This window comes from Paraburkholderia sp. BL18I3N2 (assembly GCF_003001875.1).
Classification (GTDB): Bacteria; Pseudomonadota; Gammaproteobacteria; order Burkholderiales; family Burkholderiaceae; genus Paraburkholderia; species Paraburkholderia phytofirmans.
In genome coordinates this window covers 137,056-162,900 of the sequence record NZ_PVNC01000007.1, presented here as the reverse complement: position 1 = coordinate 162,900, position 25,845 = coordinate 137,056, and the positions used below count along the sequence as shown (strand labels likewise).

The 25,845-nt window shown below is 63.0% G+C and carries 23 protein-coding genes; 14 read left to right on the top strand and 9 right to left on the bottom strand.

Translation table 11 applies throughout. The annotated features are described in order from the left end of the window. The first annotated feature begins 93 nt into the window (after positions 1-93). From B0G75_RS20505 to B0G75_RS20490, 4 genes are all read left to right on the top strand, one after another. Positions 94-765, top strand: coding sequence for a tat (twin-arginine translocation) pathway signal sequence (locus tag B0G75_RS20505; protein ID WP_106309499.1), 672 nt, complete (start codon positions 94-96; stop codon positions 763-765). Between the two features lie 219 nt (positions 766-984). Beyond that, positions 985-2,571, top strand: coding sequence for a GMC family oxidoreductase (locus B0G75_RS20500; RefSeq protein WP_106309496.1), 1,587 nt, complete (start codon positions 985-987; stop codon positions 2,569-2,571). Between the two features lie 153 nt (positions 2,572-2,724). Then, entirely contained in the window at positions 2,725-3,075 is a 351-nt protein-coding gene (locus B0G75_RS20495; RefSeq protein WP_106309493.1) for a ribbon-helix-helix domain-containing protein, read from the top strand. 133 nt (positions 3,076-3,208) lie between these two features. Further along, entirely contained in the window at positions 3,209-3,589 is a 381-nt protein-coding gene (locus B0G75_RS20490) for a DUF5594 family protein (protein WP_106309490.1), read from the top strand. A gap of 49 nt (positions 3,590-3,638) precedes the next feature. On the opposite strand, the gene B0G75_RS20485 is transcribed toward B0G75_RS20490, so the two are convergent. From B0G75_RS20485 to B0G75_RS20475, 3 genes are all read right to left on the bottom strand, one after another. After that, complete coding sequence (locus B0G75_RS20485) at positions 3,639-5,219, bottom strand: methyl-accepting chemotaxis protein (protein WP_106309487.1); 1,581 nt, start codon at positions 5,217-5,219, stop codon at positions 3,639-3,641. 22 nt (positions 5,220-5,241) lie between these two features. Continuing rightward, complete coding sequence (locus B0G75_RS20480) at positions 5,242-7,041, bottom strand: methyl-accepting chemotaxis protein (RefSeq protein WP_106309484.1); 1,800 nt, start codon at positions 7,039-7,041, stop codon at positions 5,242-5,244. Between the two features lie 298 nt (positions 7,042-7,339). After that, positions 7,340-8,731: a PLP-dependent aminotransferase family protein gene (locus B0G75_RS20475; protein WP_106309481.1), complete on the bottom strand. Its 1,392-nt coding sequence runs from the start codon at positions 8,729-8,731 to the stop codon at positions 7,340-7,342. A gap of 351 nt (positions 8,732-9,082) precedes the next feature. On the opposite strand from B0G75_RS20475, the gene B0G75_RS20470 reads away from it, so the two are divergent. The 7 genes from B0G75_RS20470 to B0G75_RS20440 all read left to right on the top strand — a co-directional run bounded on the left by B0G75_RS20470 (position 9,083) and on the right by B0G75_RS20440 (position 15,011). Then, positions 9,083-9,565, top strand: a complete 483-nt coding sequence (locus tag B0G75_RS20470; RefSeq protein ID WP_012433701.1) for an MSMEG_0572/Sll0783 family nitrogen starvation response protein — start codon at positions 9,083-9,085, stop codon at positions 9,563-9,565. Positions 9,566-9,595: 30 nt separating this feature from the next. Then, positions 9,596-10,630 carry a Nit6803 family nitrilase gene (locus B0G75_RS20465; protein WP_106309478.1) on the top strand — a complete coding sequence of 345 codons (1,035 nt, stop codon included), beginning with the start codon at positions 9,596-9,598 and terminating at the stop codon, positions 10,628-10,630. Then, on the top strand, positions 10,623-11,693 hold the full coding sequence (locus B0G75_RS20460) for an MSMEG_0568 family radical SAM protein (protein ID WP_106310044.1): 1,071 nt from the start codon (positions 10,623-10,625) through the stop codon (positions 11,691-11,693). Before B0G75_RS20465 ends, B0G75_RS20460 begins: the two co-directional genes overlap by 8 nt. 2 nt (positions 11,694-11,695) lie before the next feature. Beyond that, a complete protein-coding gene (locus B0G75_RS20455) occupies positions 11,696-12,307 on the top strand; it encodes an MSMEG_0567/Sll0786 family nitrogen starvation N-acetyltransferase (protein WP_106309475.1) in 612 nt (203 codons plus the stop codon). After that, a complete protein-coding gene (locus B0G75_RS20450) occupies positions 12,304-13,287 on the top strand; it encodes a sll0787 family AIR synthase-like protein (RefSeq protein WP_106309473.1) in 984 nt (327 codons plus the stop codon). The genes B0G75_RS20455 and B0G75_RS20450 overlap by 4 nt, the downstream gene beginning before the upstream one ends. A 124-nt stretch (positions 13,288-13,411) precedes the next feature. Then, a complete protein-coding gene (locus tag B0G75_RS20445) occupies positions 13,412-13,696 on the top strand; it encodes an MSMEG_0570 family nitrogen starvation response protein (protein WP_106309470.1) in 285 nt (94 codons plus the stop codon). A gap of 25 nt (positions 13,697-13,721) precedes the next feature. Next, on the top strand, positions 13,722-15,011 hold the full coding sequence (locus B0G75_RS20440) for an MSMEG_0569 family flavin-dependent oxidoreductase (protein ID WP_106309467.1): 1,290 nt from the start codon (positions 13,722-13,724) through the stop codon (positions 15,009-15,011). A gap of 100 nt (positions 15,012-15,111) precedes the next feature. Here the strand turns inward: B0G75_RS20440 and B0G75_RS20435 are convergent, their stop codons facing one another. The 4 genes from B0G75_RS20435 to B0G75_RS20420 all read right to left on the bottom strand — a co-directional run bounded on the left by B0G75_RS20435 (position 15,112) and on the right by B0G75_RS20420 (position 19,155). Further along, positions 15,112-17,223 (bottom strand): phosphocholine-specific phospholipase C, encoded by a 2,112-nt coding sequence (locus B0G75_RS20435; protein WP_106309464.1) that lies wholly within the window; start codon positions 17,221-17,223, stop codon positions 15,112-15,114. 81 nt (positions 17,224-17,304) lie between these two features. Continuing rightward, the gene (locus B0G75_RS20430; RefSeq protein ID WP_106309461.1) at positions 17,305-17,631 is read right to left on the bottom strand and encodes a hypothetical protein; all 327 of its coding nucleotides are present in this window, start codon (positions 17,629-17,631) and stop codon (positions 17,305-17,307) included. A 136-nt stretch (positions 17,632-17,767) separates the two neighbouring features. After that, positions 17,768-18,229, bottom strand: coding sequence for a RidA family protein (locus tag B0G75_RS20425; protein WP_106309458.1), 462 nt, complete (start codon positions 18,227-18,229; stop codon positions 17,768-17,770). 53 nt (positions 18,230-18,282) lie between these two features. Next, positions 18,283-19,155 carry an IclR family transcriptional regulator gene (locus B0G75_RS20420; RefSeq protein WP_106309455.1) on the bottom strand — a complete coding sequence of 291 codons (873 nt, stop codon included), beginning with the start codon at positions 19,153-19,155 and terminating at the stop codon, positions 18,283-18,285. Positions 19,156-19,271: 116 nt separating this feature from the next. Here B0G75_RS20420 and B0G75_RS20415 point away from each other — a divergent pair, with 116 nt between their 5' ends. The 3 genes from B0G75_RS20415 to B0G75_RS20405 all read left to right on the top strand — a co-directional run bounded on the left by B0G75_RS20415 (position 19,272) and on the right by B0G75_RS20405 (position 23,224). Further along, complete coding sequence (locus B0G75_RS20415) at positions 19,272-20,480, top strand: aminotransferase class V-fold PLP-dependent enzyme (protein ID WP_106309452.1); 1,209 nt, start codon at positions 19,272-19,274, stop codon at positions 20,478-20,480. 144 nt (positions 20,481-20,624) lie between these two features. Further along, entirely contained in the window at positions 20,625-21,743 is a 1,119-nt protein-coding gene (locus B0G75_RS20410; protein ID WP_106309449.1) for a porin, read from the top strand. A gap of 110 nt (positions 21,744-21,853) precedes the next feature. Continuing rightward, a complete protein-coding gene (locus B0G75_RS20405; RefSeq protein WP_106309446.1) occupies positions 21,854-23,224 on the top strand; it encodes a gluconate:H+ symporter in 1,371 nt (456 codons plus the stop codon). Between the two features lie 62 nt (positions 23,225-23,286). Here B0G75_RS20405 and B0G75_RS20400 read toward each other — a convergent pair whose 3' ends face one another. Next, positions 23,287-24,141, bottom strand: coding sequence for an alpha/beta fold hydrolase (locus tag B0G75_RS20400; protein ID WP_106309443.1), 855 nt, complete (start codon positions 24,139-24,141; stop codon positions 23,287-23,289). Between the two features lie 8 nt (positions 24,142-24,149). Continuing rightward, positions 24,150-25,742 (bottom strand): benzoate-CoA ligase family protein, encoded by a 1,593-nt coding sequence (locus B0G75_RS20395; RefSeq protein WP_106309440.1) that lies wholly within the window; start codon positions 25,740-25,742, stop codon positions 24,150-24,152. Positions 25,743-25,845: the final 103 nt, after the last annotated feature.

The following is a 25,845-nucleotide window of genomic DNA, read 5'->3' as shown; positions in this document are numbered from 1 at the left end:
GCTGCGCGTAGTTGCAATACCCCACGAGCAACCATCTTGGATGGGACCGGAGTAAGGCGTCGAAGCGCCAACCCTGGTGGACAGGAGACAACCATGAAGACAACGGTCATCCCGATCGTCGCGTCCGATCACGTGCGTCATGAGCATCCTCATGAACACGATCATGAGCACGGCGGCGAACATCGCGCGGCGAAGGCTGCCGCGGCTGCGTTGCGCATTCCGCTCACGCGCCGCGAGCTATTGAGAGGCACGGGTGTGCTGATGGGCACGCTGGCGTTCTCGTCGGTACTGTCGACGCTGGCGCCGAGCCGCGCGTGGGCGCTCGAACTGCAAGGTCTCGACACACACCAGGGCGAAGTGGTTCTGGCCTTCACGCGGCAACTCTATCCGCACCCCACGCTCGACAACGCGGTCTACGCGCTGGTGGTCAAGGACCTCGACGCGAAAGCGAAAGCCGATCCGGCGGTACGCCAGCAACTTGCGGATGGCGTCAAACAACTCGATGCGCAGGCGGGTTCCGACTGGCTCAAACGCGCGCCCGCGGATCAGGCGAAAGACGTCGCAGCGCTTGCGGGCACGCCGTTCTTCAACACGATACGTAGCACCGCGGTGGTTTCGCTGTATGCCAACACCATGGCGTATGCGCACTTCGGCTACGGCGCTTCGGAAGGTGACGGCGGCTACCTGACCAAAGGGTTCAACAGCCTTTCGTGGCTGCCCAATCCGCCGCCTGCAGCCAGCGGCCCGATCCCGACGGACAGCTAATCGCGACGAGAGCTTTGCATGGGGCAGGAGTAAGCGCTGAAGCGCTTACTCGTGCCGACAGCGTTGCATGGGACCAGAGTAACCGCAGAAGCGCTAACTCTGGTCGACGGCGGTGCATGGGACCAGAGTAAGCGCTAAAGCGCCAACTCTGGTCGACTGCGGTGCATGGGACCAGAGTAAGCGCTAAAGCGCTAACTCTTGTCGACAGCGGAGAAAGAAATGGATCAGGACAACAACAAGGTGCGTTTTTCGCACAACGACGACAAGGTCGTCGTGATCATCGGTTCGGGTGCGGGCGGCGGCACGCTCGCCAACGAGCTGGCGCAGAAGGGCATCAACGTCGTGGTACTGGAAGCGGGCAAGCTGCATACGCAGGGCGATTTCACGACCGACGAATGGGGCGCGTTCCAGATGCTGTCATGGCTCGACAAACGCACCACGTCGGGCAGCTGGCGCATCGCCAAGGACTTCCCAAATCTGCCCGCGTGGATCTGCAAGACGGTGGGCGGCACGACCACGCACTGGGCCGGCGCGAGTCTGCGCATCCAGCCGTACGAGTTCAAGGCGAAGACGACCTACGGCGATATCAAGGACGCCAATCTGCTCGACTGGCCGCTCACGCGTGAAGAACTCGATCCGTACTACGACCGCGCTTCGCAGAAAATGGGCGTGACGCGCACCAACGGTTTGCCGGGCCTGCCGGGCAACAACAACTTCAAGGTGATGTCGGCCGGCGCGATGAAAGTCGGCTACAAGGATTGCAATACCGGCCACATGGCGATCAATAGCGTGGTGCGCGACGACCGCGCACATTGCTTCCAGCGCGGCTTCTGTTTTCAGGGTTGCCGTACGGGCGCGAAGTGGTCGACGCTCTACACCGAATTACCGCGCGCTCAGGCAACCGGTCATATGGAGTTGCGCACGCAGGCCCACGCGGTGCGTATTGAAACCGATGCTCGCGGCAAGGCGAAGGAGGTGGTCTATTACGACGGCAACGGCAAATTGCAGCGGCAGAAGGCACGCGTCGTCGCGGTTGCCGGCAACTCGATCGAGACGCCGCGGCTCTTGCTGAATTCGCATTCGAGCAAATTCCCGCAGGGGCTCGCGAACGGCTCGGGCCAGGTGGGCCGCAACTATATGCGTCACACCACGGGCTCGGTGTATGCGGTGTTCAACGACAAGGTGGAGATGTTCAAGGGCACCACGATGGCCGGCATCATCGAGGACGAAGCGGTGTTCAATCCGCAGCGCGGCTTCGCGGGCGGCTATCACATGGAGACCGTGTCGCTTGGCCTGCCGTTTTACGCGGCCTTTCTCAATCCGGGCGCCTGGGGGCCGACCTTCAGCCAGGCGATGGACCAATACGCGTACACGGCGGGCATGTGGATCGTCGGTGAGGATATGCCGCGCGAGAGCAATCGGGTGACCTTGAACACCGACGTAAAGGATCAGTACGGCCAGCCGGTCGCCAATGTACATTTCGACGATCATCCGAACGACGAAGCGATGCGCGAACACGCCTATAAGCAGGGCACGGCAGTATACGAAGCGGCGGGCGCGAAGACGGTGTATCGCGTGCCGCCATATCCGTCCACGCACAATCTCGGCACCGCGCGCATGAGTGCGCGTGCCGAAGACGGCGTGTGCAACCGCTTCGGCCAGACGCACGAAGTGTCGAACCTGTTCATTTCGGACGGCAGCCAGTTCACCACCGGCGCGGCGGAAAATCCGACCTTGACGATCGTCACACTGGCGATTCGTCAGGCGGATCACATTGCCGGGCAGATGAATAAACGCGCGGTGTAAATGCGTAAAGCGGTTCGACGGGGCAGGCGCGGCGTTCGGGTTCGATGCGATTGTCGGACGGCGAATGCCGGCGTATGTTGACGAAGGCGGGCGGCGTGCCGTGGCTGCATGAAACGCCACGGCGCGCATGCCCGGAAACAAGGAGCAAACGTTATGTGTGGGATATACATCAACGCCGATCCGATCCTGTATGAGTCGCGCACGCGCTCGTTGCGCATTCACGGCGTGATCACCACGGTGCGGCTGGAGAATCTGTTCTGGGACGTGCTGCACGAAATTGCCGCGCGCGAGAGCATGACGACCAGCCAGTTCGCCGTGAAGCTCTACGACGAACTGATCGCGCTGCGCGGCGAGATGCCGACCAACTTCGCATCGTTTTTGCGGGTGTGCTGTTTGCGCTATCTGTCGATGCGCACGGAGAAGAGCGCCAGCGCGCCCGATGCGGTGCCTGAACTGGCGGCCGCGGTGAACGAAGCGAAGCCGCGGATTCTGAAGACGGTTTGAGGCGGAAGGGCCGACGCGAAGCCGATGCTGCGGTTGGGCATGACCGTGTGGCAGACATGCTGTGACGTAACAGGCGCACGCCTACCCGCATGCTACGATATCCAGCTCATCACGCATAAAGCTGGAGACCTGGATGCGTTCCGAGAGTGCCGCCCGTTTCGATGAAGAGTTCGCGCCTCGCATCGCCGAGGCTATTGCCGCCTGTTTCGCGACAACCGTGCAGACCAAAGTGCTGCCGTACGGCGGCCATGGGCATCCCACTCGCGTGCGGATTCACGCAGCGCCCATCGAAGACATGGGGCAGTACCCATATCCGCTGAATCTGTATCTGACCTGGGACAGCGACGAAATCGAGCGACTGATGGGCGCGGAAGGGCCATTGCGTTTCGCCGGCTATCTGGCCGCGTTGCCGCGCAAGCTCGCCGCCTGGAATCATGCGCGCGAACTGGATTTTCTCTCGCATACGCAGGCCGATCCTCTGGTGTTGATCGGCGGACTCGATTTCGAATCGTAAGCGCCGCATCACCCTCGAATAACAACGGGCGCCGCCCGGCGCCAACCCATCAAGCCGCGGCGCCCAGCCTGAAGAAACTCACGCTTTGCACGAGCCCCGATGCCTTGCTTTGCACCGCATCGGCTGCGGCGGCCGCCTGCTCGACGAGCGCCGCGTTGCTTTGCGTCACCTGATCCATCTGCGTGACGGCGTCGTTTACTTCCGCGATACCTGCTGCCTGATCGACGCTTGCCGTCGCGATCGATTCGACGATGCGCGTCACGCTCCCCGCGCTGGCCACCACACCGTCCATCGTATTGCTCGCGTGATTGATCAGTTGCGTGCCGGCGTCGATCGTGGCGACCGACTCGCGAATCAGCGCCTTGATCTCCTGCGCGGCATCGGCGGAACGTTGCGCGAGACTGCGCACTTCGCTCGCGACGACCGCGAAGCCGCGCCCTTGAGTGCCGGCACGCGCTGCTTCGACCGCGGCGTTGAGCGCGAGAATGTTGGTCTGGGCCGCGATCGCCTCCACCACCGCGATGATATCGACGATGCGCTTGGACGCCGCGTCGATCTGGCCCATCGTGCGCACCGCGTCGCTCATCACGGCGCCGCCATCGCGCGCGGCTTGCGCGGCGGTTTGCGCGAGCGTCGTGGCTTCGCGTGCGTTGGCGGCGTTGCGCTGAACCGAGCTGGTGAAATGCTGCATCGACGCAGCGGTCTCTTCGAGCGAGGCCGCTTGCTGTTCGGTGCGCGCGGACAGGTCGAGGTTGCCCGCGGCGATCTCCTGCGTGGCCGAGGAAATCGTCGTCGCGCCTTCACGAATCTCGCTGACGATATGCCGCAAGCGCTGGTTCATGTCGTTGAGCGCGATGAGCAACTGGCCGGTTTCATCGCGGCTCACCACTGCCACATCCGCGCGCAGATCGCCTGCCGCAACCGCCTGCGCGACGCCCACGGCCTGCCTGACCGGCAGCGTGATGCTGCGGCTGAGAAACCATACCGCAAATGCGCCGACGCCGAGCGAACCGATCACGACCGACAGCAGCAGCACCGTGGCAATCGTATAGGAGCGTTCCGCCGCTTCGCTCGTGCGCATGCTGGAATCCTGCGCCTGTTGCATGACGGAAGCGACGATGTCGTCGATTGCGGCGGTCGGCGCGCGGTCGATGCCCTTCACGAGACCGTCGACCACGTGCGCGGTGTTCGGATCGGTGGCGTCGTAACGCTTGAGCGCATCGATGTAACTGTCCTGCAACGAAGCGTGCGTGGCGAGCGCCTTGTCGACACCGTCCACGTTCGCGCCCAAGGCGCTCAACTGATCCTTCAGGCGCAGCAGGGCGGCGTGCGTCGTGCCGCTTTCCTTGCTGAAGGCATCACGGTATTTGGCGAACGCTGCCGGATCGGCGCCGCGCAATAACAGGTCCTTCCATTCCTGCACCTGCTTCTTGAACTCGACCTGCGCGACGCGCGCCGTGTCGGCGGCTTGCGCATATTGAGCGAGCGATTGTGCCGACTCGATTTGCAGCGCATGCGTTTTCGACAACGCGCGCCAGCCTTCCAGGCCCACGATCATCGTCGCGGCCAGCAACACCGCGCCGAGCAAGGCCAGCTTAACGGCGATCTTCAGATTTCTATAGAACGTCACTGCGGTGTCCCTGCAAAGGCGTTTAATCAAGTTTGAATTGCGTCACCGCGCTGGCGAGGCTCACCGCCTGGCTTTGCAGCGCGGCGGCCGCCGCGGTGGATTCTTCGACCAGCGCCGCGTTCTGCTGAACCATCTCGTCGAGCTGGCTGACCGCCCGGTTCACTTCCTGAATGCCGCGCGTCTGCTCGTTGGCCGCCTGGGTGATTTCGGAAATGATGGTCGTCACGTTGGCAACGTTGCTGACGATCTCCGTCATCGTCTCGCCGGCCTGGCGCACCTGGCCGGAACCCGACGTCACGCTCGCCACAGTCGATTCGATCAGCGCCTTGATTTCCTTCGCCGCCTGCGCGCTGCGCTGCGCGAGGCTGCGCACTTCACCGGCCACCACCGCGAAACCGCGGCCCTGTTCGCCCGCGCGCGCGGCTTCCACCGCGGCGTTCAAGGCGAGGATGTTGGTCTGGAACGCAATGCCGTCGATCACGCCGATGATGTCGGAGATCTTCACCGACGCATGCTGGATCTCGCCCATCGTCGCAATCACTTCGGAGATCACGACGCCGCCGCGCGAGGCGACCTGCGAGGCGGACACGGCGGTATCGTCGGCCTGCTTCGCGGCGCTTGCCGATTGCGTGACGGTCGAGGTGATTTCTTCCATCGACGCGGCGGTTTGCTGCAAGCTCGCCGCCGCGGACTCCGTGCGGCCCGACAGATCCACGTTGCCCGCGGCGATTTCATTCGCGGCCACACGCACCGATTCGCTGGCGTCGCGAATCTGGCGCATCACGTGGCTGAGTTTGTCGATGAAGGTGTTGAACGAACGCGCGATCTGCGCGACTTCGTCGTTGCCGACGGCCGGCAGGCGTTGCGTGAGGTCGCCTTCACCGGAGCCGATCGCATCCATCGCATCGCGCACTTTCGACAGACGCTGAAACGACACAGCGGTGACCGCGGCCACGATAGCGGCAGCGATGCCCGCGATCACGATCAGCGCGATTACCGAAGCGGTCAGCAGCGAACGCATGCCGGCGGTCGCTTCGGCTTTGTCGAGCGCGACGACCGCGTACCAGTCGGTGCCGGGAATCGCCTGTGCACGCAGCAGCTTCGTGCTGCCGTTGACGTCCATTTCGAGCGGGCGCGCGGCGCTAAAGAGGGCGGCGAGTTTGTCGCCGGTCAGGCCCGGCGCCACATCGGAGACCGGCTTCAAGGTCAGTTTCGGATCGGGGTGCGCAACGATGTGCCCGCTCGCATCGATCAACATGCCGAAGCTCGCCGGTGTCGGATGAATCGCCTTGACGTTGGCGATCACGCTGTCCATCGCGACGTCGCCGGAGACCACGCCTTTCACCGCGCCGTCGCGCACCACGGGCGCGGCGAACGCCACTACCAGCTTGCCCGTGCCTACGTCCACGTAAGGTGGCGTGACCACCGGCTTGCCCGCTGCCGCTGCCTGCTTGTACCAGGGACGGCCGGTCGGATCGTAGTCGGGCGGAATGCCGGTCGGATCGGAGAACTTCGCGGTCTTGTCCGCATAGCCGACGTACACGTTAGTGAATTTGCCGGCTGCGGCGATCTGCTTCAGCGCGGCGGACGGATCCGCTTGCAGCACCGCGTCCTGCAGCGAGTTGATCATCTGGCTGTTGACGGCGACCCAGTCGCCGATGCCGCCTGCGTGACCGCTTTCGACCGCGGTCAGACTGCTGTCGATGGCATCGGCGTTATACGAGTTGGCGACGACATAGTTGAGAACCGCGTTGGCGGCGAGCGCGACCACAACGATAGCGACGCACAGGGCGACGATGCGCGCGCGAATGGAAGTGAACATGTCGGGAGTCTTTCGGAGTGAGCGGTGAACCGGAGTCGGAGTCGGAGTCAGCGAGGCGGTGGCCTCACAAGCTGTATACGGCTCCAATTAGTGGGACTTGAGTGCGGAATGCTTTCAATTACTCACCGACGGCGGGTGAGCGGTGCGGGGCGGCGTGTCGAGCGCGCGCGAAATTTTTCTTGCACGTCGGCTTTTTCAATGCGCGCGGAAACAGCAAGTCGTTGCGCGCCTATCGATCGCTCGGGATACGCTGTATTCGTATGACAATAACGCTAGCTAGAGGAGCCTAAGAATCGCGTCACATCACCGGAGAGTGCAGATGATGCGGATGATCGAGTGTCTCCGCGACGATGCGCAGCGCCTCTTCGCATTCGTCGCGCGTTTTCGATCCGCCGAGACAGAGGCGCATGGCGTTGGGCGGATTGCCGTCGGTCGAAAACGCGGCGCCCGCCACGGCGGCGATGCCCTGATTGCGCAACTGCAACGCGAGTTCGGATGCGCTCCAGCCGCTTTCCACCGGCACCGGCAACCACAAATGAAAGCCGTCCTGATGCGCTTCGTAAGGCCACGCTCCGAGCATGCGCGAAGCGATGATCTGGCGGGCGCGCGACTCGTTGCGAATCGCGTTGAGCATGTCAGCCGCGGTGCCGTCCGCGATCCACTGGGTCGCGAGCGTGACCGTGAACGGACTCGCCATGACGGTGGTGGCGCGCAATGCGCCGGCTAGCCGCTGCGTCTGTCGCGGCGTCGGCGCATGCAGATGCGCGACGCGCAAACCGGCGCCAAAGCTCTTCGACAAACCGGTGACGTAATAGGTCAGTTCGGGCGCGAAACTCGCGAGCGCGTCGGGCGCGTTCTGCGGCAGCATCGCGTAGGCATCGTCCTCGATGATCGGCACGCTGTAGCGCAGCGCCACGTCGGCGAGCGCCTCGCGCCGTTTGTGCGTGAGCGTGAGCGTGCTCGGATTCTGCAGCGTCGGATTGCAATAGAACGCGCTGGGCTTGTCGGTCTTGCAGAGCGCCTCGAAGGCGTGCGCGAACGGCCCTTCGTCATCGCGCGGCAACGCTTGCAGACGCACACCGAGTTGCGCGGCGATTGCCTTGATGCCGGGGTAGGCTAGTGAATCGAGACAAATGGTGCCGCCCGGCCGCGCGAGTTGCGAGACGAGCGCCACCAGCGCGCTATGGATGCCGGGGCACACCAGCACGTTCTGCGCGTCGCAATGCGGCACGCGGCGCCTCAACCATTCGGCGCCCGCGTCCTTGTCGGCCGCCGAGCCGCCGAAGTCCTGATAGCGCAGCAACTGATAGGGATCGCTGTCGGCCATCTGCCGCGCTGCGGATTCGCGCAGACGTATCGCGAAGTCGGGCGGCTCGGGCGGCGTGTTCATCGACATCTCGATGCTGCTGCCGCCCGCCAGCGGCAAAGTGGCTGTACGGCCGCGCACGAACGTGCCGCTGCCCGCGCGCGAATCGAGCAGGCCACGTTTGCGCGCTTCGGCGTAAGCGCGCGCCACCGTCGTGTAGTTCAGCGCGAGTTCCAGTGCGAGATCGCGCAGCCCCGGCAAGCGGTCGCGCGGACGCAGCCGCCCGGTGGCGAGATCTTCTTCGATCAGATCCGGAATCGCCAGATAGGCGGGTTTGCGAATGTCGGCGAGACGTTTGATCCAGTGATGTGTCGGGCTGCTCATCGGTTTCGGGTCTCTATTTACGTTGAAGAACCTGATCGCATCCGCATGCGATCAATGATTGGATTGATCGACCGTGGTGAATGACTGCACCACGCCGACACGTAGGTATGCGCGAATCGCACATGGCTGGTGCGGCAAAGCTGCGCCAACGGCGTTCGCGCCGGATGCCGGGGTCGTATGCAACCTTCGCGCCCAGAATTTTTTCGAGTCGCACTTCGAATCGAGACGGAATTGATTGCTGATTGATCGCATTCGCGTGGCCGATCAATGGCACGGCCGTTGCATTAGAAGAAGCGCGCACAGCTTGAACGCGCGTCCTCTTTTACTTAGCAAACCTGATCGGAGAGTGTCATGCCAGCCGTTAACAAACCGCTGCATCAGAAAGGCGATTACCTTGTCGACTACGAGGAGAAAGTCTTCGAAGACGTGAAAGCCGAGCCGGGCGAGAAGGCGCTCGTCACGTTTCATACGGTCGCGTTCGAAGGTTCGATCGGTTTCGTCAATATGCTGCAGGCCACGCGGCTGCAACGTAAGGGCTTCGAAACATCGGTGCTGTTGTACGGGCCGGGCGTTACGCTCGGCTTGCAACGCGGCTTTCCGACGCTCGGCGACGAAGCGTTTCCCGGCCATCTGAACTTCAACAAACAGTTGACGAAGTTCATGGAAGAAGGCGGCAAGGTCTACGCGTGCCGCTTCGCACTGCAGGCGCTGTATGGCCACGGCGAAGCCTCGCTGATCGAAGGCATCCGGCCGATCAGTCCGCTCGACGTGCTCGACATCCAGTTGCTTCACCGCAAGGACAATGCGCTGGTCATCCACACGTGGACGGTTTGACCGCAGTTTGACGAGAGGCAAGTGACTACCATGTCCGACAAACGTATCGTGCGCGCCGCAGCGGTTCAGATCGCACCCGACTTCGAGCGCAGCGGCGGCACGCTCGAGAAGGTTTGCGAGGCCATCGGGAAAGCCGCACGCGAGGGCGTGCAGCTGATCGTGTTCCCCGAAACCTTCGTGCCGTATTACCCGTACTTTTCTTTCGTGCGGCCGCCGGTCGTGTCCGGCGCCGATCACATGAAACTCTACGAAGAGGCCGTGATCGTGCCGGGCCCGGTGACGCAGGCGGTGGCCGAGCAGGCGCGTTTGCATCGGATGGTGGTGGTGCTCGGCGTCAACGAACGCGACCACGGCAGTCTCTACAACACGCAGTTGATCTTCGACGTGGATGGCCGGATCGTCCTCAAGCGCCGCAAGATCACCCCGACGTTTCATGAACGGATGATCTGGGGGCAGGGCGACGCCGCGGGTTTGACGGTGGCGAATACGGCGGTGGGGCGTGTCGGCGCGCTGGCCTGTTGGGAGCATTACAACCCGCTCGCGCGCTATGCGTTGATGACGCAGCACGAAGAGATTCATTGCAGCCAGTTCCCCGGCTCTCTCGTGGGACCGATCTTCGCGGAGCAGATCGAGGTGACGATCCGGCATCACGCGCTGGAGTCGGGCTGCTTCGTCGTCAATGCAACGGGATGGCTTACGGAAGCGCAGATCGCCTCCGTGACGCCGGATACGAATTTGCAAAAGGCGCTGCGCGGCGGCTGCAATACCGCGATCGTTTCGCCGGAAGGACAGCATCTCGCCGAACCGCTGCGCGAGGGCGAAGGCATGGTGATCGCCGATCTCGACATGGCCTTGATCACCAAGCGCAAACGCATGATGGATTCGGTCGGCCATTACGCGCGGCCCGAATTGCTGAGTCTCGCGATCAACCGGCGGCCCGCGGAAACCGTGGCGGCGATGCCGGCGTGGCCGGCCGCATCGAGTATCGATTTCAATTCAACCGAAGGAGGATGCGATGAACGCCAGCGAGTCGCTGTCGGCGCAGAGCCGGCAATTGATGACTGAATTGCAGTCGACCGGTTTGCGCCTCGTGTCGCCGGATGCGGGCGCGGCGAGCCGGCGCGGCGGCGCGGGTCCGTCGGATCACAAGGCGGTGACGGTGGACGGCGTGACGATCATGGTGCCCGTGCATACGAGCACGGCGTGGCACTCGCCCTTCGTTGCGCAGACGCCGGATGCGAGCGGTTCGAGCGCGCTGTTGCGCGGCACGATCCCAATCGCCAACATCAGCTTCCCGAAGGCGCCGCGTTTTTACGGCATGCAGACGCTCGACGGCGTGCCGTACTCGCATATCGCCGCGTTGCATAGTGCAGACGTGCTCGCGACCACCGTATTGCAAACCTGCATTCGCTATGAGAGCCGGCGCAAGAGCTGCAAGTTCTGCGCGATCGGGCAGTCGCTTGCGGCGGGCCGCACGATTGCGCGCAAGACACCGGAGCAGCTCGCGGAAGTAGCGCGCGCGGCGGTGTTGCTCGACGGCGTGAAGCATATGGTGCTGACCACCGGCACGCCGCCCACGCCGGATCGCGGCGCGCAGATTTTGTGCGAGAGCGCGTTCGCGATCAAGGCCGCGGTCGATCTGCCGATCCAGGCGCAATGCGAGCCACCCGACGACGACCGGTGGTTCGCGCGCATGAAAGCGAGCGGCATCGACACGCTCGGCATGCATCTCGAAGTGGTGACGCCCGCTTTGCGCGAACGCATCATGCCGGGCAAGGCGAGCGTGCCGCTATCGCGCTACATGGAAGCGTTCAAATCCGCCGTGGCCGTATTCGGACGCGGCCAGGTCAGTACCTACATTCTTGCGGGGCTCGGCGATAGCGCGGCAGCGATTCTGGCGATGTCGCGCGAACTGATCGAGCTGGGCGTCTATCCGTTCGTCGTGCCATTCGTGCCGATTAGCGGCACGCCGCTCGAAGATCATCCGGCGCCCACGCCCGAGTTCATGACGTCGGTGTTGCAGCCGCTTGGCGGCATGCTCAATGCCGCGGCCATGCGTTCGAGCGATATCAAGGCGGGCTGCGGTAAATGCGGCGCGTGTTCTTCGCTATCGTCGTACGAGGAGTGATCATGTTCGGTGAAGCGATTGCAGGGGAGGCGCTGGACGGTGACATCGATCCCGCACCGTATGCGCCGAGTGAATTCCGCATCAAGTGGACCACGTTGAAGTGGGAAGCCGAAGAGGCATTCAAATTGCGGCGCGCGGTGTTCTGCATCGAGCAAGGCATTTTCGTTGCGGATGATCGTGACGATATCGATCAGCACGCGCAGCAATTGGTGGCCGTCAGTTGCCTTGGCGGCATGCCGGAGCAGGTGGTCGGCACCGTGCGGATTCATCGCGATCACGACAACGTGTGGTTCGGTTCGCGCCTCGCCGTGCACGCGGCGTTTCGTCGGCATGGAAAGATCGGCGCGACGCTGATTCGTCTCGCGGTGAGCAGCGCGCATGCGTTGGGCTGCGAGACGTTTTTGGCCCATGTGCAGAGCCAGAATGTGCCGCTCTTTCGCGCGATGCATTGGGACGTGCTCGCCGAGGAAACGCTGCTCGGCAGGCCGCACCATCTGATGCAGGCGCAATTGGACCGCTATCCGCCGTGTGTGACGCCCTTTGGCGGTTTCGTCACGCGCACGCCAGCACAAGTGTATTCGCGTCGTATCGAGCCCGCGCGGAGTGCGGCATGACCGTTGCCGATCTCGTCGCAAGCTTACGCGAAAGCCGTGGGTTCCGTCACAAGACCGATATCGTCGACGTGGTCGGCGCGCTGGCGAAGCGTTTGCCTCGCGGCACGCACGACCTCGCCCAAGCCGTGGCGCTCGGCGACGACTGCGCCGCGCTTGCCGATGGCGACGGCTATCTGCTATTTGCCATCGAAGGCATGGTCAGCGATTTTGTCAGCGCCATGCCATGGTTTGCCGGCTACAGCAGCGTGATGGTCAACGTCAGCGATATCTATGCGATGGGCGGGCGGCCGCTAGCGGTGGTGGACGCGCTGTGGAGTCCGGGCATCGGCGCGGCCGACCAGGTGCTGGCTGGCATGGCGGCGGCGTCGGTCGCGTACGGCGTGCCCATTGTCGGCGGCCACACGAATACGCGCAGCGACGCGGCGCAACTGGCGGTGTCGATTATTGGCCGCGCCAAGGCGTTGCTGTCGAGCTTCAACGCGAAACCGGGCGACAGCCTGATGATGGCGATCGATCTGCGCGGCCGTTTTGAAGAACCGTATCCGTTCTGGAATGCGTCGGTGGGTGCGCTGGCCGAGCGTCTGCGCGGCGATCTCGAATTGCTACCGCAATTGGCGGAGAGCGGTCTGTGCGACGCCGCGAAAGATATCAGCATGGCGGGTACGCTCGGCACGGCGTTGATGTTGCTGGAGTGCTCACGAGTGGGGGCGCGGATCGATCTTGCGCGCATTCCCAAACCCGACGGCGTGGCGCTGGAACGCTGGGTGACCGCGTTTCCGAGTTTCGGCTATCTGCTATCCGTGCGAGCTGAGCATGTCGATGCCGTGCAGGCGCTATTCGACGCCCGAGCGCTTTCGTGTGCGGTGATCGGCTCCGTCGATGCGACGAGTCAGGTGGTCGTGCAGCAGGAAGATGACGCTGCAATGCTATGGGACTTTCAGCGCGGGCCGTTCATTGTCGGAAAGGGCGGCGTGACATGAGCGCGCTGTGCACAGTCAACCCGCGCGACGGCGTCGTGCACACGCTCGAACGGGCGACGCCTTTGACGATACATGGGCACGACGCGACCGTGTTCGTGCTCACTCATTGATTCGAGGATTAGCGATGCCTGTCATGCACTTTCGCATTCAATGGCCTGATGGCGACGAAGCGAACTGTTATTCGCCCTCGCACGTGATCGGCGAATTTTTCATCCCGGGCGAGGCCTATGCGCTGGACGATTTTGTGGCGCGCTCGCGGCAGGCGCTGGGCATCGCGTCGGAGCGGGTGCGCGAGAAATACGGCTTTGCCTGCTCGGCGGCGATGGACCAGCTTGCGCAGATCGAGCGCGACGCGGCGCGCTTTCGCGAGCGGCCGGGCGCAACCGTCAAGGTTATCGAATTCAGCTAGGCGCTTATTTTTTAGAGGATGCATCATGTCGAATCCAGCACATCACGCGCGCGCCGAGGGCCATTACAGCGTGCTCGTCATCGGCGGCGGTCAGGCGGGTCTGTCGGTCAGCTATTACCTCAAAGAGGCCGGCATCGACCATCTGGTCGTCGAAAAGAACACTGTGACGCACACATGGCGCGAGCAGCGCTGGGACGCGTTCTGTCTCGTCACGCCGAACTGGCAATGCGCGCTGCCCGGTTATCCGTATCGCGGCAACGATCCACACGGTTTCATGAAGAAGGACGAGATCGTGGCGTACCTCGACGGCTTCATTGAACATGTCGGTGCGCCGCTGATGGAGCGCACTGAGGTCAAACGCGTCAAGCAGCGCGACGACGGCGTCTACGCGATCACGACAACGCAAGGCGATTTCAGCGCGGATCAGGTGGTGGTGGCCTCGGGCGGCTACCACACGCCGATCGTGCCCCGCCTCGCCGAGCGCTTGCCCGCGCGAATCGTGCAACTGCAGTCGTCGGCGTATCGCAACCCGCAGGCGCTGCCTGATGGCGCGGTGATGGTGGTCGGTACAGGGCAATCCGGCGCGCAGATCGCGGAAGACTTGCATCTGGCCGGCCGCAAGGTGGTGCTGGCGGTGGGCGAGGCGCCGCGTTGCGCGCGCTTCTATCGTGGCCGCGATGTGGTCGACTGGCTGGCCGACATGCAGTACTACGACATGCCGGTGGAAAAGCATCCGTTGCGCGAAGGCGTGCGCGACAACACCAATCACTACGTGACGGGCCGCGACGGTGGCCGCGATATCGATCTGCGCAAATTCGCCGCGGAGGGCATGGAGTTGTACGGCCGCCTCGACGATCTGCGCGACGGCCAATTCCATTTCTCACCCACGCTCGCGGCCAATCTCGATGCGGCCGACGAGACGTATAACCGGATCAACGTGAGCATCGACAACTTCATCGAGAAGCGCGGTATCGACGCGCCGGCGGGTGGCGCGTACGAACCTGTCTGGCGTCCGGCACAGGAACGCACCACACTTGATCTGGAAACAAGCGGCATTGCCGCGATCATCTGGTGCATCGGTTTTACGCCGGACTTCAGTTGGCTCGACGCACCCGTGTTCAACGGTCGCGGTTATCCCGCGCATACGCGCGGCATTACGCCGATCGACGGTTTGTATTTCGTCGGCTTGCCGTGGCTGCATACGTGGGGCTCGGGGCGTTTCTCCGGCGTCGCACGCGATGCGGAATTTATCGTGCAGGCGATTCGCGAGAAGGCACGCGAGCGCGCGTCGTTATCGTCCGCCGTGGCGGCGTGACGTTGCTCGATGCCATTGCCAGGAACGGTGCAAGAAAAAACGGCCGCTGCGTTTTTCATCGCAGCGGCCGCTGTATTTCACCGAGACGTTCGGCTAAGGCTTAGCTCCCCAGAGCCGGATCGCTCATGCTGCTCTTGCCGGTCTCCACGTGTCCGGCAAGACGCCGCGCGAACAGCGGATCCGTATTGACCGTAATCGCCAGGTCGTACCAGCCGTGGGCATTGCGCAGATCGAGGTAGATCTGGTCGGTATCGCCGCCGCGCACCGTATGCCGGATCACGTTGTTCGGGTCGTACGCATTGACGATCTTGAACCGGGAAGGCGCGCTGCCCACGTTTTCAAGGCGCAACTGCAGATTGCCGTTCGCGACGTCGTAACCTTCCTCGACTTCAGGCCGCGCGATATCGGAGCCGTTCCACCAGTTGCGCGCGACCGGCTTGCCCGCGAAGCGGCGCAGAAAGCCATTCGGCCCATACACAGTGAAGTCGTAGCTGCCGTCGCTATTCAGCGGCAACACGTCCTGCAGGCGCTTGCCGGCTTCGACCGTGTAGGTGCGCGGCGCGTCGAGACTATGTGCGGCATAGACGAGAAACACTGCGCCGGTACGGCCCGTGTTGACGAAGCGCATCGTAAGCTGGTTGGCCGAACCTTCGCCATGCACACGCACGAACAACTCGTAGGGCAACGCGCGAGCGGGGCGTACGCCGGGTTCCTGCTTCGGCACGGCCTGCAAGGCGGGCGGCAGCGGAACGTAATCCGGATGGCGGTTCTGATCCGGCGGCACGTAGCCGCTCGTGCCCGGCAGCGTCGGGAAAGCGTCGTTCGGATTGCTGAAGTTGAACGCGGACATCAGATCGCCGCACACCGCGCGGCGCCACGGCGTGATGTTCGATTCGCCGAGATTGTGCTCGTGGCCGAAACGCTTTTCGATGAAGCGGATCACCGACGTGTGGTCGAACAGTTCCGAGCACACATAGCCGCCTTTCGACCACGGCGACACCACCAGCATCGGCACGCGCGGTCCGAGCCCGTACGGGGCGGCGGGAATCTTCGCGTCGCCCGGGTAGATTTCGTTGCTGGTGTCGACGGTGGACAGACCGTTCGCGCTCGACGACGGTGCGAATGGCGGCACCATGTGATCGAAGAAACCGTCGTTCTCGTCGTAGTTGATCAGCAGCACCGTCTTGCTCCACACCTCGGGATTCGACGTGAGAATCTGCAAGACCTGGTCGATGTACCACGCGCCGTAGTTGGTCGGCCAATTCGGATGTTCGGAGTAGGCTTCGGGCGCAACGATCCACGATACTTGCGGCAACGCGTTGTTCTGCACGTCGCGTTTGAGGATGTCGAAGTAGCCGTCGCCTTTCGCCGCGTTCGTGCCGGTGCGCGCGTTGTCATAAAGCGGATTGCCGGGCTGCGCGTTGCGGTACTGGTTGAAGTAGAGCAGCGAGTTGTCGCCGTAGTTGCCGATGTAGGGATTCTGCGTCCAGCCCCACGAACCGTTGGCGTCGAGACCGGTGCCGATGTCCTGATAGATCTTCCACGAAATGCCCGCGTTCTGCAGCACTTCGGGGTAAGTGGACCAGCCGTAGCCGAGTTCGGAGTTGTCGATCACGGGGCCGCCGCCGTTGCCGTCGTTGCCGACCCAGCCGCTCCACATGTAATAGCGGTTCGGGTCCGTCGGTCCCATCAGCGAGCAGTGGTACGCGTCGCAGATGGTGAACGCATCGGCGAGCTGATAGTGAAACGGAATGTCCTCGCGCGTGAAATAGGCCATTGTCGTGGCGCTCTTGGCGGGCACCCATTGATCGTAGCGGCCGCCGTTCCATGCCGCGTGCGTGCTGGTCCAGTCGTGCGCGAGATCCTGCAGGAATTGCAGACCCAGATTCGGCGCGCTCGGGCGGAACGGCAGCACGTAACCGGCATCCGCCGCGAGCGGCTGATACCACACGGGCTTGCCGTTCGGCAGATTGATCGCGCGGGTGTCGCCAAAACCGCGCACGCCCTTGAGCGTGCCGAAGTAGTGGTCGAACGAACGGTTTTCCTGCATCAACACGACGATGTGCTCGACATCGCGAATGGTGCCGGTCTTGTTGTTGGCGGGAATGGCGAGTGCGTTGCGAATGCCCAGCGGCAGCATGCTCAACGCGGTGGCGGAACCGGCTGCATGCGCGGCGGAGCGCAGAAAATCACGGCGATTTTTTGAGGTCATGGTATTGGCTTTCGATCTTCAGTGAAGGAACGATGCACGCAACACGCGAGACTCGCCCGCGCGTCGCGTGACGCGCGAAACTCAGTCGACGGTGTGGATAACGGGTGTGGCAAGCGGCGTCGACGCGGCGGCGGACAATGCCGGGTCGGCGCTTGATGCGGGTAGTGCGGGGGTTTGAATCGTAACGGCAGCGGGCGCGGGTGAAGCGGAGGACGGATTCGCCGACAGCACCGCTGCGGCGTTGCTGTCGCCCGCGGGACTCGCGGTGAAACTAACCGCGCGCGTGTCCGGAGTTTTGTCGTCGTCGTTGCCGCATGCGCCGAGCAGCATGCACAGCGACACAGCGGCCAGTGCGGCCGCCAAACGTTTGCGATGCAAGGCAATCGACGGGTTCGACACAACAGACATGGCAATGTCTCCGCACGGGGAAGTTGCGCCAGGGCATCCATGTGCCCAGGTCAGCGATGCGCAAGAATAGTCGCTTACCTGTGTAACTTTTGTGAAGATGTGGAAATTTGGGTATTTGTTGAAAATTGCGCGACCGTCAATCCTGGATCGCGACGACCGCCTCGATCTCGACGGTAATATTGCCCGGCAGCGAGCCCACGCCGACCGCGGAGCGCGAGTGGCGACCGGCGTCGCCGAATATATCGACGAAGAGATCCGAGCAGCCGTTGATCACACGCGGGTGCTCGGTGAAATCCGGCGCCGCGTTGACCATGCCGAGCAGTTTGAGGATGCGCTTCACGCGGCGCAGATCGCCGAGTTCGTCGTGTAGCACCGCCAGCAGATTGAGTCCGACCATTTGCGCATGCCGGTAGGCTTCGTCCGTGCTGACCGTAGCGCCGACCTTGCCGGTCATCAGCGAGCCGGTTTCGTCGAGCGGACCCTGGCCGGACAGGAACAGCAGATTGCCCTCGCGTGTGCAGTGCGTGAAATTGCCGATCGGTGTCGGCACTTGCGGGAGCTTGAGGCCGCGCGTGTGCAGCCGGTCGTAGCAGTTCATCGATAAGGACGTGAGGGTGAGCGGTCGTTGAGAATAGAGCGGGGCGGCGGCGCTTACGCGGCCGGCTCCTGCTCGCGGTGCCGCCAGCCGAGGCGCGCTTCGATCCGGGCCGCCACCGACTGCACGGCGTGCGCGAAACGTTCGGTGCCGAGGGCGGCCTTCGCCTCGGGCATCACGATCGAAATGGTGAAGACGCACGCGCCGCTGTTGTCGAGCACGGGCGCGGCGAGGCACGCCACGGACGCATCCGATTCGCCGATCTGAATCGACAGTCGCGCCTCCAGCGCTTCGCGCGCGATCTGCGCGAGCACTTCCGGCCGCGTTTCCGCGCGCCCGGTGGGCGAGCCTTGCGCGTGCTGCGCGAAAAACGCGACCCGTTCGGCGTCCGGTAAGTGGCCGACCAGCAATCGGCCCGAAGCCGTCCAGTTGAGCGGCACGCGACTGCCGACTCGCGACGTGACGCGAAAATGCCCAGGCCCTTCGGCCATTTGCTGAACCACCATCATGCCGTCTTCGAGACCGCAGACTTGCACGGTTTCTTCGACCTCGGCGGAGAGCCGCTGCATTTCCTCATGCGCGACCGCGAGATAGTCGAGCGAACTCGCGTAAGTGAGGCCGTACCCATACAGGCGCGAGCCGAGCCAGATGGTGCCGTCGACTCGCCGCGCCAGCAGACTCTTCTCGACCATGTCGTTGATGATCGAATACACGGTGGACAACGGTGCGCCCACGATGCGCGCGACTTCATATGCGGTGGCGGGGCGGTTCGCCTGCTGGAGCGCGTCGAGAATCTGCACGGCCCGGTCGAGCGCGCTGGTGCGCGTGCGCGGAGCCACGGTTTCAGCTTGCGCTTGCTCTGCGGACGGATGCGCCGCGGCCGCCGCGGATTCGCCGGCGGACGCGGAAGGTCGGGACGTGCGAGCCATCGTGCTCCTCTGTCGCTATGTTTTTGGCCAGTTGACGCAGGGTGATTGTATGCTAGACTGATCCGCAATTACAACATATATTCCATAATTAAGAAATACCAGGTCGGAGGCGCTTCATGGACATTCGCTCTCGTTTTGGCTTACGCCCCGTCATCAATGCTTCGGGCACGATGACGAGCCTGGGCGCGTCCAGCGTCAGCGCGCCGGTGATCGACACGGTAGCGCAGATGCTGCCGCAATTCGTCGAGATCGACGATCTGCAACGCAGGGCATCCGCTGCGATCAGCGCAGCGTGCGGCAGCGAAGCCGGCTATGTCACCGCGTCGTGTTCGGCGGCCATCACGCTTGCCGTCGCCGCCACCATGACGGGCGACGACCACGGCTTGATCGAACGCCTGCCGGATACGAGCAGCTTGCCGGGGCTGCGCAATGAAGTCGTGATTCAGACCGGCCATCTCGTCAATTATGGCGCACCAGTGGATCAGGCAATCCGTTTGTCGGGCGCGCGCGTCGTGCCGGTCGGCGCGGCCACCGAAGCGCACGGTTATCAACTCAACACCGCCATCACCGAACGCACGGCTGCGGCACTTTACGTGGTGTCGCATCACACCGTGCAATTCGGCATGATCCCGCTCGAAGAATTTATAGCGATCGCGCGTGCGAAGGGCGTACCAGTGATCGTCGACGCGGCTTCCGAATACGACCTCAAGCGTTTCATCGCCGCCGGCGCGGACCTCGTGCTGTATTCGGCGCACAAGTTTCTCGGCGGACTGACTGCAGGCATCGTCGCGGGCAAGAAAGCGCTGGTACGTGCCGCTTATTTCCAGAATGGCGGCATCGGCCGCGGCATGAAAGTCGGTAAGGAAGGCATTGTCGGCGCGATTGCCGCGCTCGAGCAGTGGCAGCAGCGCGACCACGTCGCGATCCGTGCCCGCGAACGCGGCTACCTGACGCTGTGGCGCGAAACGCTGAACCGTTGCGACGGTGTGTGGGCCGAGATCGACGCCGATCCGACCGGCAATCCGCTCGACCGCCTGAAGTTGCACATCGATCCGAAGCAGGCGCGCATCACCGCATGGGATCTCGCCGACGCACTGGCGCGTCCGTCTGAGGGACAAGCGCCGGTGATCGTGCGCGATCACGAAGCCGAATTGCATTTCTTCTTTATCGACCCGTGCAATCTGCACCCGGGCGAAGAGCAGGTCGTGCTGGCCAGGCTGACTGCCGAACTTGAGCGGGCGCGTCTGTCGCCCGAACCCATCGTCACACCGTTTTACCAGCGCGACGCTCGCCGCATCGCCGCGCGCCGAAACTGGCCCGACTGATTTCGCTTCACCGATGACCCTGGCTTGACCGCAGCACCGGACGCCGTTCCGGTGCCGCTTTGACTTGCCCGCTTAGTACTACTTATATCGCCGGAACACGCTCGATGTGACCGGCGTTCGTTTTTCTTTCGACTTGAGGAAACCATGACGCACAAGCAGATTCTCCGTACGGCCATCGCCTTCGCAGTGGCCGGACTCGCCGCACAAGCCGCGCAGGCGCAAAGCAGCGTGACGCTCTACGGTATCGTCGACGCGGGCTTTACGTTCACGAACAATCAGAAGGGCGAAAAGGCCTATCAGGCGACGCAGGGCAATGTGCAGGGTTCGCGCTGGGGCCTGCTCGGCACGGAAGATCTGGGCGGCGGCAACAAGGTGATGTTCAAGCTGGAAAACGGCTTTAGCCTGGAAACCGGCGCATTGGGCCAGGGCGGCCGCATCTTCGGTCGCAGCGCATGGGTCGCGCTGTCCAACAATAGGGCCGGCACGATCACGCTCGGCCGTCAGTACAACAGCGTGCAGGACTATCTGTCGAATCTGCAGATCAACGGCGTCGGCGCCATGAGCCAGTACGGCAACGCGATCTACGACAACGACGATATCAACAACACGTACCGCACCAACAACGCGGTCAAGTACACCACACCGACGTATGCCGGCTTCACCGCCAACGCCATGTACGCGTTCTCGAACGCTGCGGGCGACTTCGCCAACAACCGCGCATGGAGCGTTGGCGCTGATTACGTGAACGGCCCGCTGCGTCTGGACGCAGCGTACTCGCTGGTCAATCGGCCGGCCACCAGCACCGCGGGCGCGGCGCCTTCGGACAATTACTACAACACCGGCTCGTCGATCATCAGCGGTGTGAAGCGCAATCAGGTGTGGGGCGCGGGCGGTGCGTACGTGTTCGGTCCGGCTACCGTCGCATTGCTCTACACGAACTCGCAATTCCAGTTGCTGACGGGCGGCAGCCTGCGGTTCGCCAACTACGAAGCCAGCCTGAAGTACCAGCTCACGCCGGCCGCGCTGCTTGCGCTCGGCTACATCTACACGACGCAGAACACCAGCGGCACCACGGCGACCAACGCGCACTACAACCAGTTGAGCCTGGGCGGCGAGTACTTCCTGTCCAAGACGACCGACCTGTACCTGAACGGCATCTACCAGCGCTCGTCCGGTTCGAAAGCGTGGGTTGAAGGCATTTCCAATCCGTCGAGCAACAACGGTCAGTTCGTGACCGTCGCCGGCATTCGCCACAAGTTCTAAGCACGCCGTCCGCGTCGTCGCATCCGCAGCATGTCGTGTGACCTATGCGGCAGAGAGCGCCGCAAAGCGCTCAAAAGCGGCGGCGCGGTTCTTTCCCTTCAGGAGCACCTATGGCGACCGTTCAAGGAAGTCTGTTACTCGTCTATGCATTGATCGCCATCATCGCGCTCGTCGTGCTGATCGCGCGCTTCAAGATGAATCCGTTCATCACCTTGATGGTGGTGTCGGTGGCGTTGGCGCTGGCCGTCGGCATGCCGGCGACGTCGATTCTCAAGTCGTTCGAAACCGGCGTGGGCGGTACGCTCGGCCACATTGCGATCGTGGTCGGTCTGGGCACCATGCTCGGCAAGATGATGGCCGAGTCGGGCGGCGCGGAGCGCATCGCACGCACGTTGATCGACCTGTTCGGTCCGAAGAACGTGCATTGGGCGATGATGTGCATCGCGTTCCTCGTCGGCTTGCCGGTGTTCTTCGAAGTCGGCTTCGTGCTGCTGATTCCGATTGCGTTCAACGTGGCGCAGCGTACCGGCACCTCGATGATTCGCGTCGGCATTCCGATGGTGGCGGGTCTCTCGGTCGTGCACGGGCTGATTCCGCCGCATCCGGCCGCGTTGCTCGCAGTGACCGCGTACAACGCGGATATCGGCCACACGATTTTCTACGCACTGATCGTCGGCATTCCGACCGCTGCGATTGCCGGTCCGTTGTTCTCGAAGCTGATCGCGCGCTTTGTGGTGCTCGACGGCGTCAATCCGATGGCGCAGCAATTCATCGAACAGGACGCGAAGCGTTCGCACCAGGAATTGCCGGGCTTCGGCATCACACTGTTGACGGTGTTGTTGCCGGTGCTGCTGATGCTGGTCGGCAGTTGGGCCGATTTGATCGTGCCGACCAAATCGACAGCGAATAACGTGCTGCGCCTGATCGGTCACCCGGACATGGCGCTGCTGCTGGCTGTGCTGTTGAGCTTCATCACGTTCGGCAAGGCGCGCGGCTTCAACCGCGACCAGATCCTCAAGTTCACCAACGAGTGTCTCGCGCCGACCGCGAGCATCACGCTGGTGGTGGGAGCGGGCGCGGGTTTCGGGCGCATTCTGATCGACAGCGGCGCGTCGAAAGCAATCGTTGATGTCGCGACCGGCGCGCATGTGCCGTTGCTGATTCTCGCCTGGCTGGTGGCGGCGCTGATTCGCGTGGCGACTGGTTCGGCGACGGTGGCGATGGCAACGGCTGCCGGCATCATCGCGCCGATCGCGGCTGCGGCCGCCGGCACGGTGGGTGGCGTGCGCCCCGAGTTGCTGGTGCTGGCCACCGGTGCGGGTTCGCTAATCCTCTCGCACGTGAACGACGGCGGCTTCTGGCTGGTGAAGGAGTACTTCGGTATGACGGTGCCGCAAACCTTCAAGACGTGGACCGTTTGCGAAACGATCATCTCGGTGACAGCGTTGTTGTTGACGCTGGGTTTGTCGACGGTGATCTGAGCGGTTAGACAGCAGTAGCGCTGCAACGCGGCGCGTCGGGAAGACGCGCCGCGCTCATGACCTCAACGGTCCAGACGCGCCGCGTTCAAAACGAATGCCGCAATGGCTTCGTTCAGCGGTTGCGGCGCGTCGCGATGCGGCGAGTGTCCGCAAGCGTCGAGCTTGACCAGTTGCGCATGCGGCACCTGTACGGCGATCGTGTCAATTTGGGCCATCGTGCCGTAGTTGTCGTCGTGGCCTTGCACCGCGAGCAGCGGCTTGCGGATCGACGCCAGTTCTTCTGCAATCGACCACTGCCTGAATGCCGGATTCAACCAGATGTCGTTCCAGCCATAAAACGCGGAATCGACGTCCGCGTGATAGCGGCCGAGCTTGCTGCGCAGGTCCGTTGTCTCGTACAGTTGTTTGGTCTGCGCGATACTCTCCACTGAAATATCTTCGACGAAAACGTGCGGCGCAATTGCCACCGCACCGGCCAATTCTTCCGGATGGAGTGCTGCATACAGCAGCGTGATCGAACCGCCGTCGCTATGGCCGATCACCCACATGCGCCGGCGTTCGCGCATATCGATATCGAGTGCGTCGAGCAAAGCGGGCAGAATGTCGCGCGCCTGCGCCGTCATGAAATCGACGGGCCACTTCACTGCATGCGGACGCGGCGTGGAAAGTCCGTAGCCGGGCCGCGAATAAACCAGCCCGCGCATACCGAGCCGTTCGCACAGCGTTTGCGGCCATTCGCGCCACATCGCGATCGAGCCGAGACCTTCGTGCAGGAAGACGGCGATCGGCGCATCGCCTGCCGCTTCATTGAGCCAACGATACTCGATGCGCAACGGCCCATGCGACGCGGTAGCAGGCAAGTCAGCGAATTTGCTGGCGGTCGTCGCTGCAACGTTGCCAATGGCGGGGTTCTGCATAAATCACCTTATGACTGCTCGCGCAGTTTGAAGCGTTGAATTTTTCCGGTGGCAGTCTTCGGCAAATCGTCGACGAATACGATATCGCGCGGATATTTATGCGGCGCGAGGCGGTCCTTCACGAAAGCCTTCAACTCATCCGCGAGTATCTCAGAGGCCGCGAATTCACGCTTCAACACCACAAAAGCGCGAGTTTTGACAAGGCCGCCGTGATCGACACCGACCACCGCCGCTTCGAGCACCGCGCCGTGCTGCACCAGCACCATTTCCACTTCGACTGGCGACACATACTGGCCGCTCACCTTGAGCATGTCGTCGCTGCGGCCCGCGTAGACATAGCAGCCGTTCGCCAGCCGGCAGTACTTGTCACCGCTGCGGATCCATTCGCCGAGAAAGGTGGCGCGCGTTTTCTCGCGGTTGTTCCAGTACATCACGGCTGCGCTCGGGCCTTTGATATACAGATCGCCGACTTCGCCATCGGCCACGGCATGACCGGCGTCGTCGCGCAACTCGACTTCGTATCCGGGCACGGGTCGCCCCGTCGTCCCGTACTCGACCGCGCCCGCGCGATTGGACAGGAAGATATGCAGCATTTCAGTCGAGCCGATGCCGTCGAGAATCTCACAGCCGAAATGCGCGGTGAAACGCTCGCCGATTTCACGCGGCAACGCTTCGCCCGCCGAGGTGCAGATCCGCATCGCGACATCGGCGCGTGCGGGCAAGTTGGGTGAGACCAGCATGTTCGCGTAGAGCGTGGGCACGCCGTAGAACACGGTAGGGCGATGTTTGACGAGACGCGTGAAAATTGCGTCGGCGGTGGGACGCTCCGCCATCAGAATCGCGGTGGCGCCGACCGACAGCGGAAACGTCAAGCCGTTGCCGAGACCATACGCAAAGAACAGCTTGGCCGCGGAGAACACCACGTCGCTTTCGGCGATACCGAGGATCGGCTTGGCATACAGCTCGGCAGTCCAGTACAGGTTCGCATGCGTGTGGACCGTGCCCTTCGGTTTGCCGGTCGAGCCTGACGAATACAGCCAGAAGGCGATGTCGTCGCAACCGGTTGCCGCGGCTTTGGCGGCGGGCGCGGCGGCGTCGATCAGTTCTTCGAGCAGAGGCGCAAGAAGCGGCTCGCCTTCAGACGGCTGCGAAACGATCAACTGACAACCGTCATGTTCGGCGGACTCCAACGCCTGTGTCACGTTCTGCACCAGCGCACCCGAGGCGATCACCGCGCGCGCATGGCTATGCGTGAGCATATACACATAGTCGGCGGGCGTGAGCAGCGTGTTCGCAACGACCGGCACGACACCCGCGTAGAGCGCGCCGAGAAAGGCAACCGGCAGGGCGATGGTATCGAGCATCACGAGCAGCACGCGCTCTTCGGGATGCACGCCGAGCGTGCGCAGCGCGCTCGCAAAGCGCCGCGCGCGCTCTTCCAGTTCACCGTAGGTAGTGCTGCCGGTGTCGTCGATATAGGCGGTCTTGGTGGCGCGCGTCTCGTTCAGTCGAAACAGGTAGGCCGCAAAATTGAACAGCGCGGGCGGCGCTTCGACTGTCGCGGCGGGCTGATTCGCTGCCTTTTCCAACAGGGCTTCCATGTGTCTCCTCCATCGGGTGGGCGCGGTCCGGCTGTTCTGTGCTCATGATCCGCTCGATGCTGTCAGGCTAATGTGCTTGCCCGGTCCTTATCGTTAAATTCGT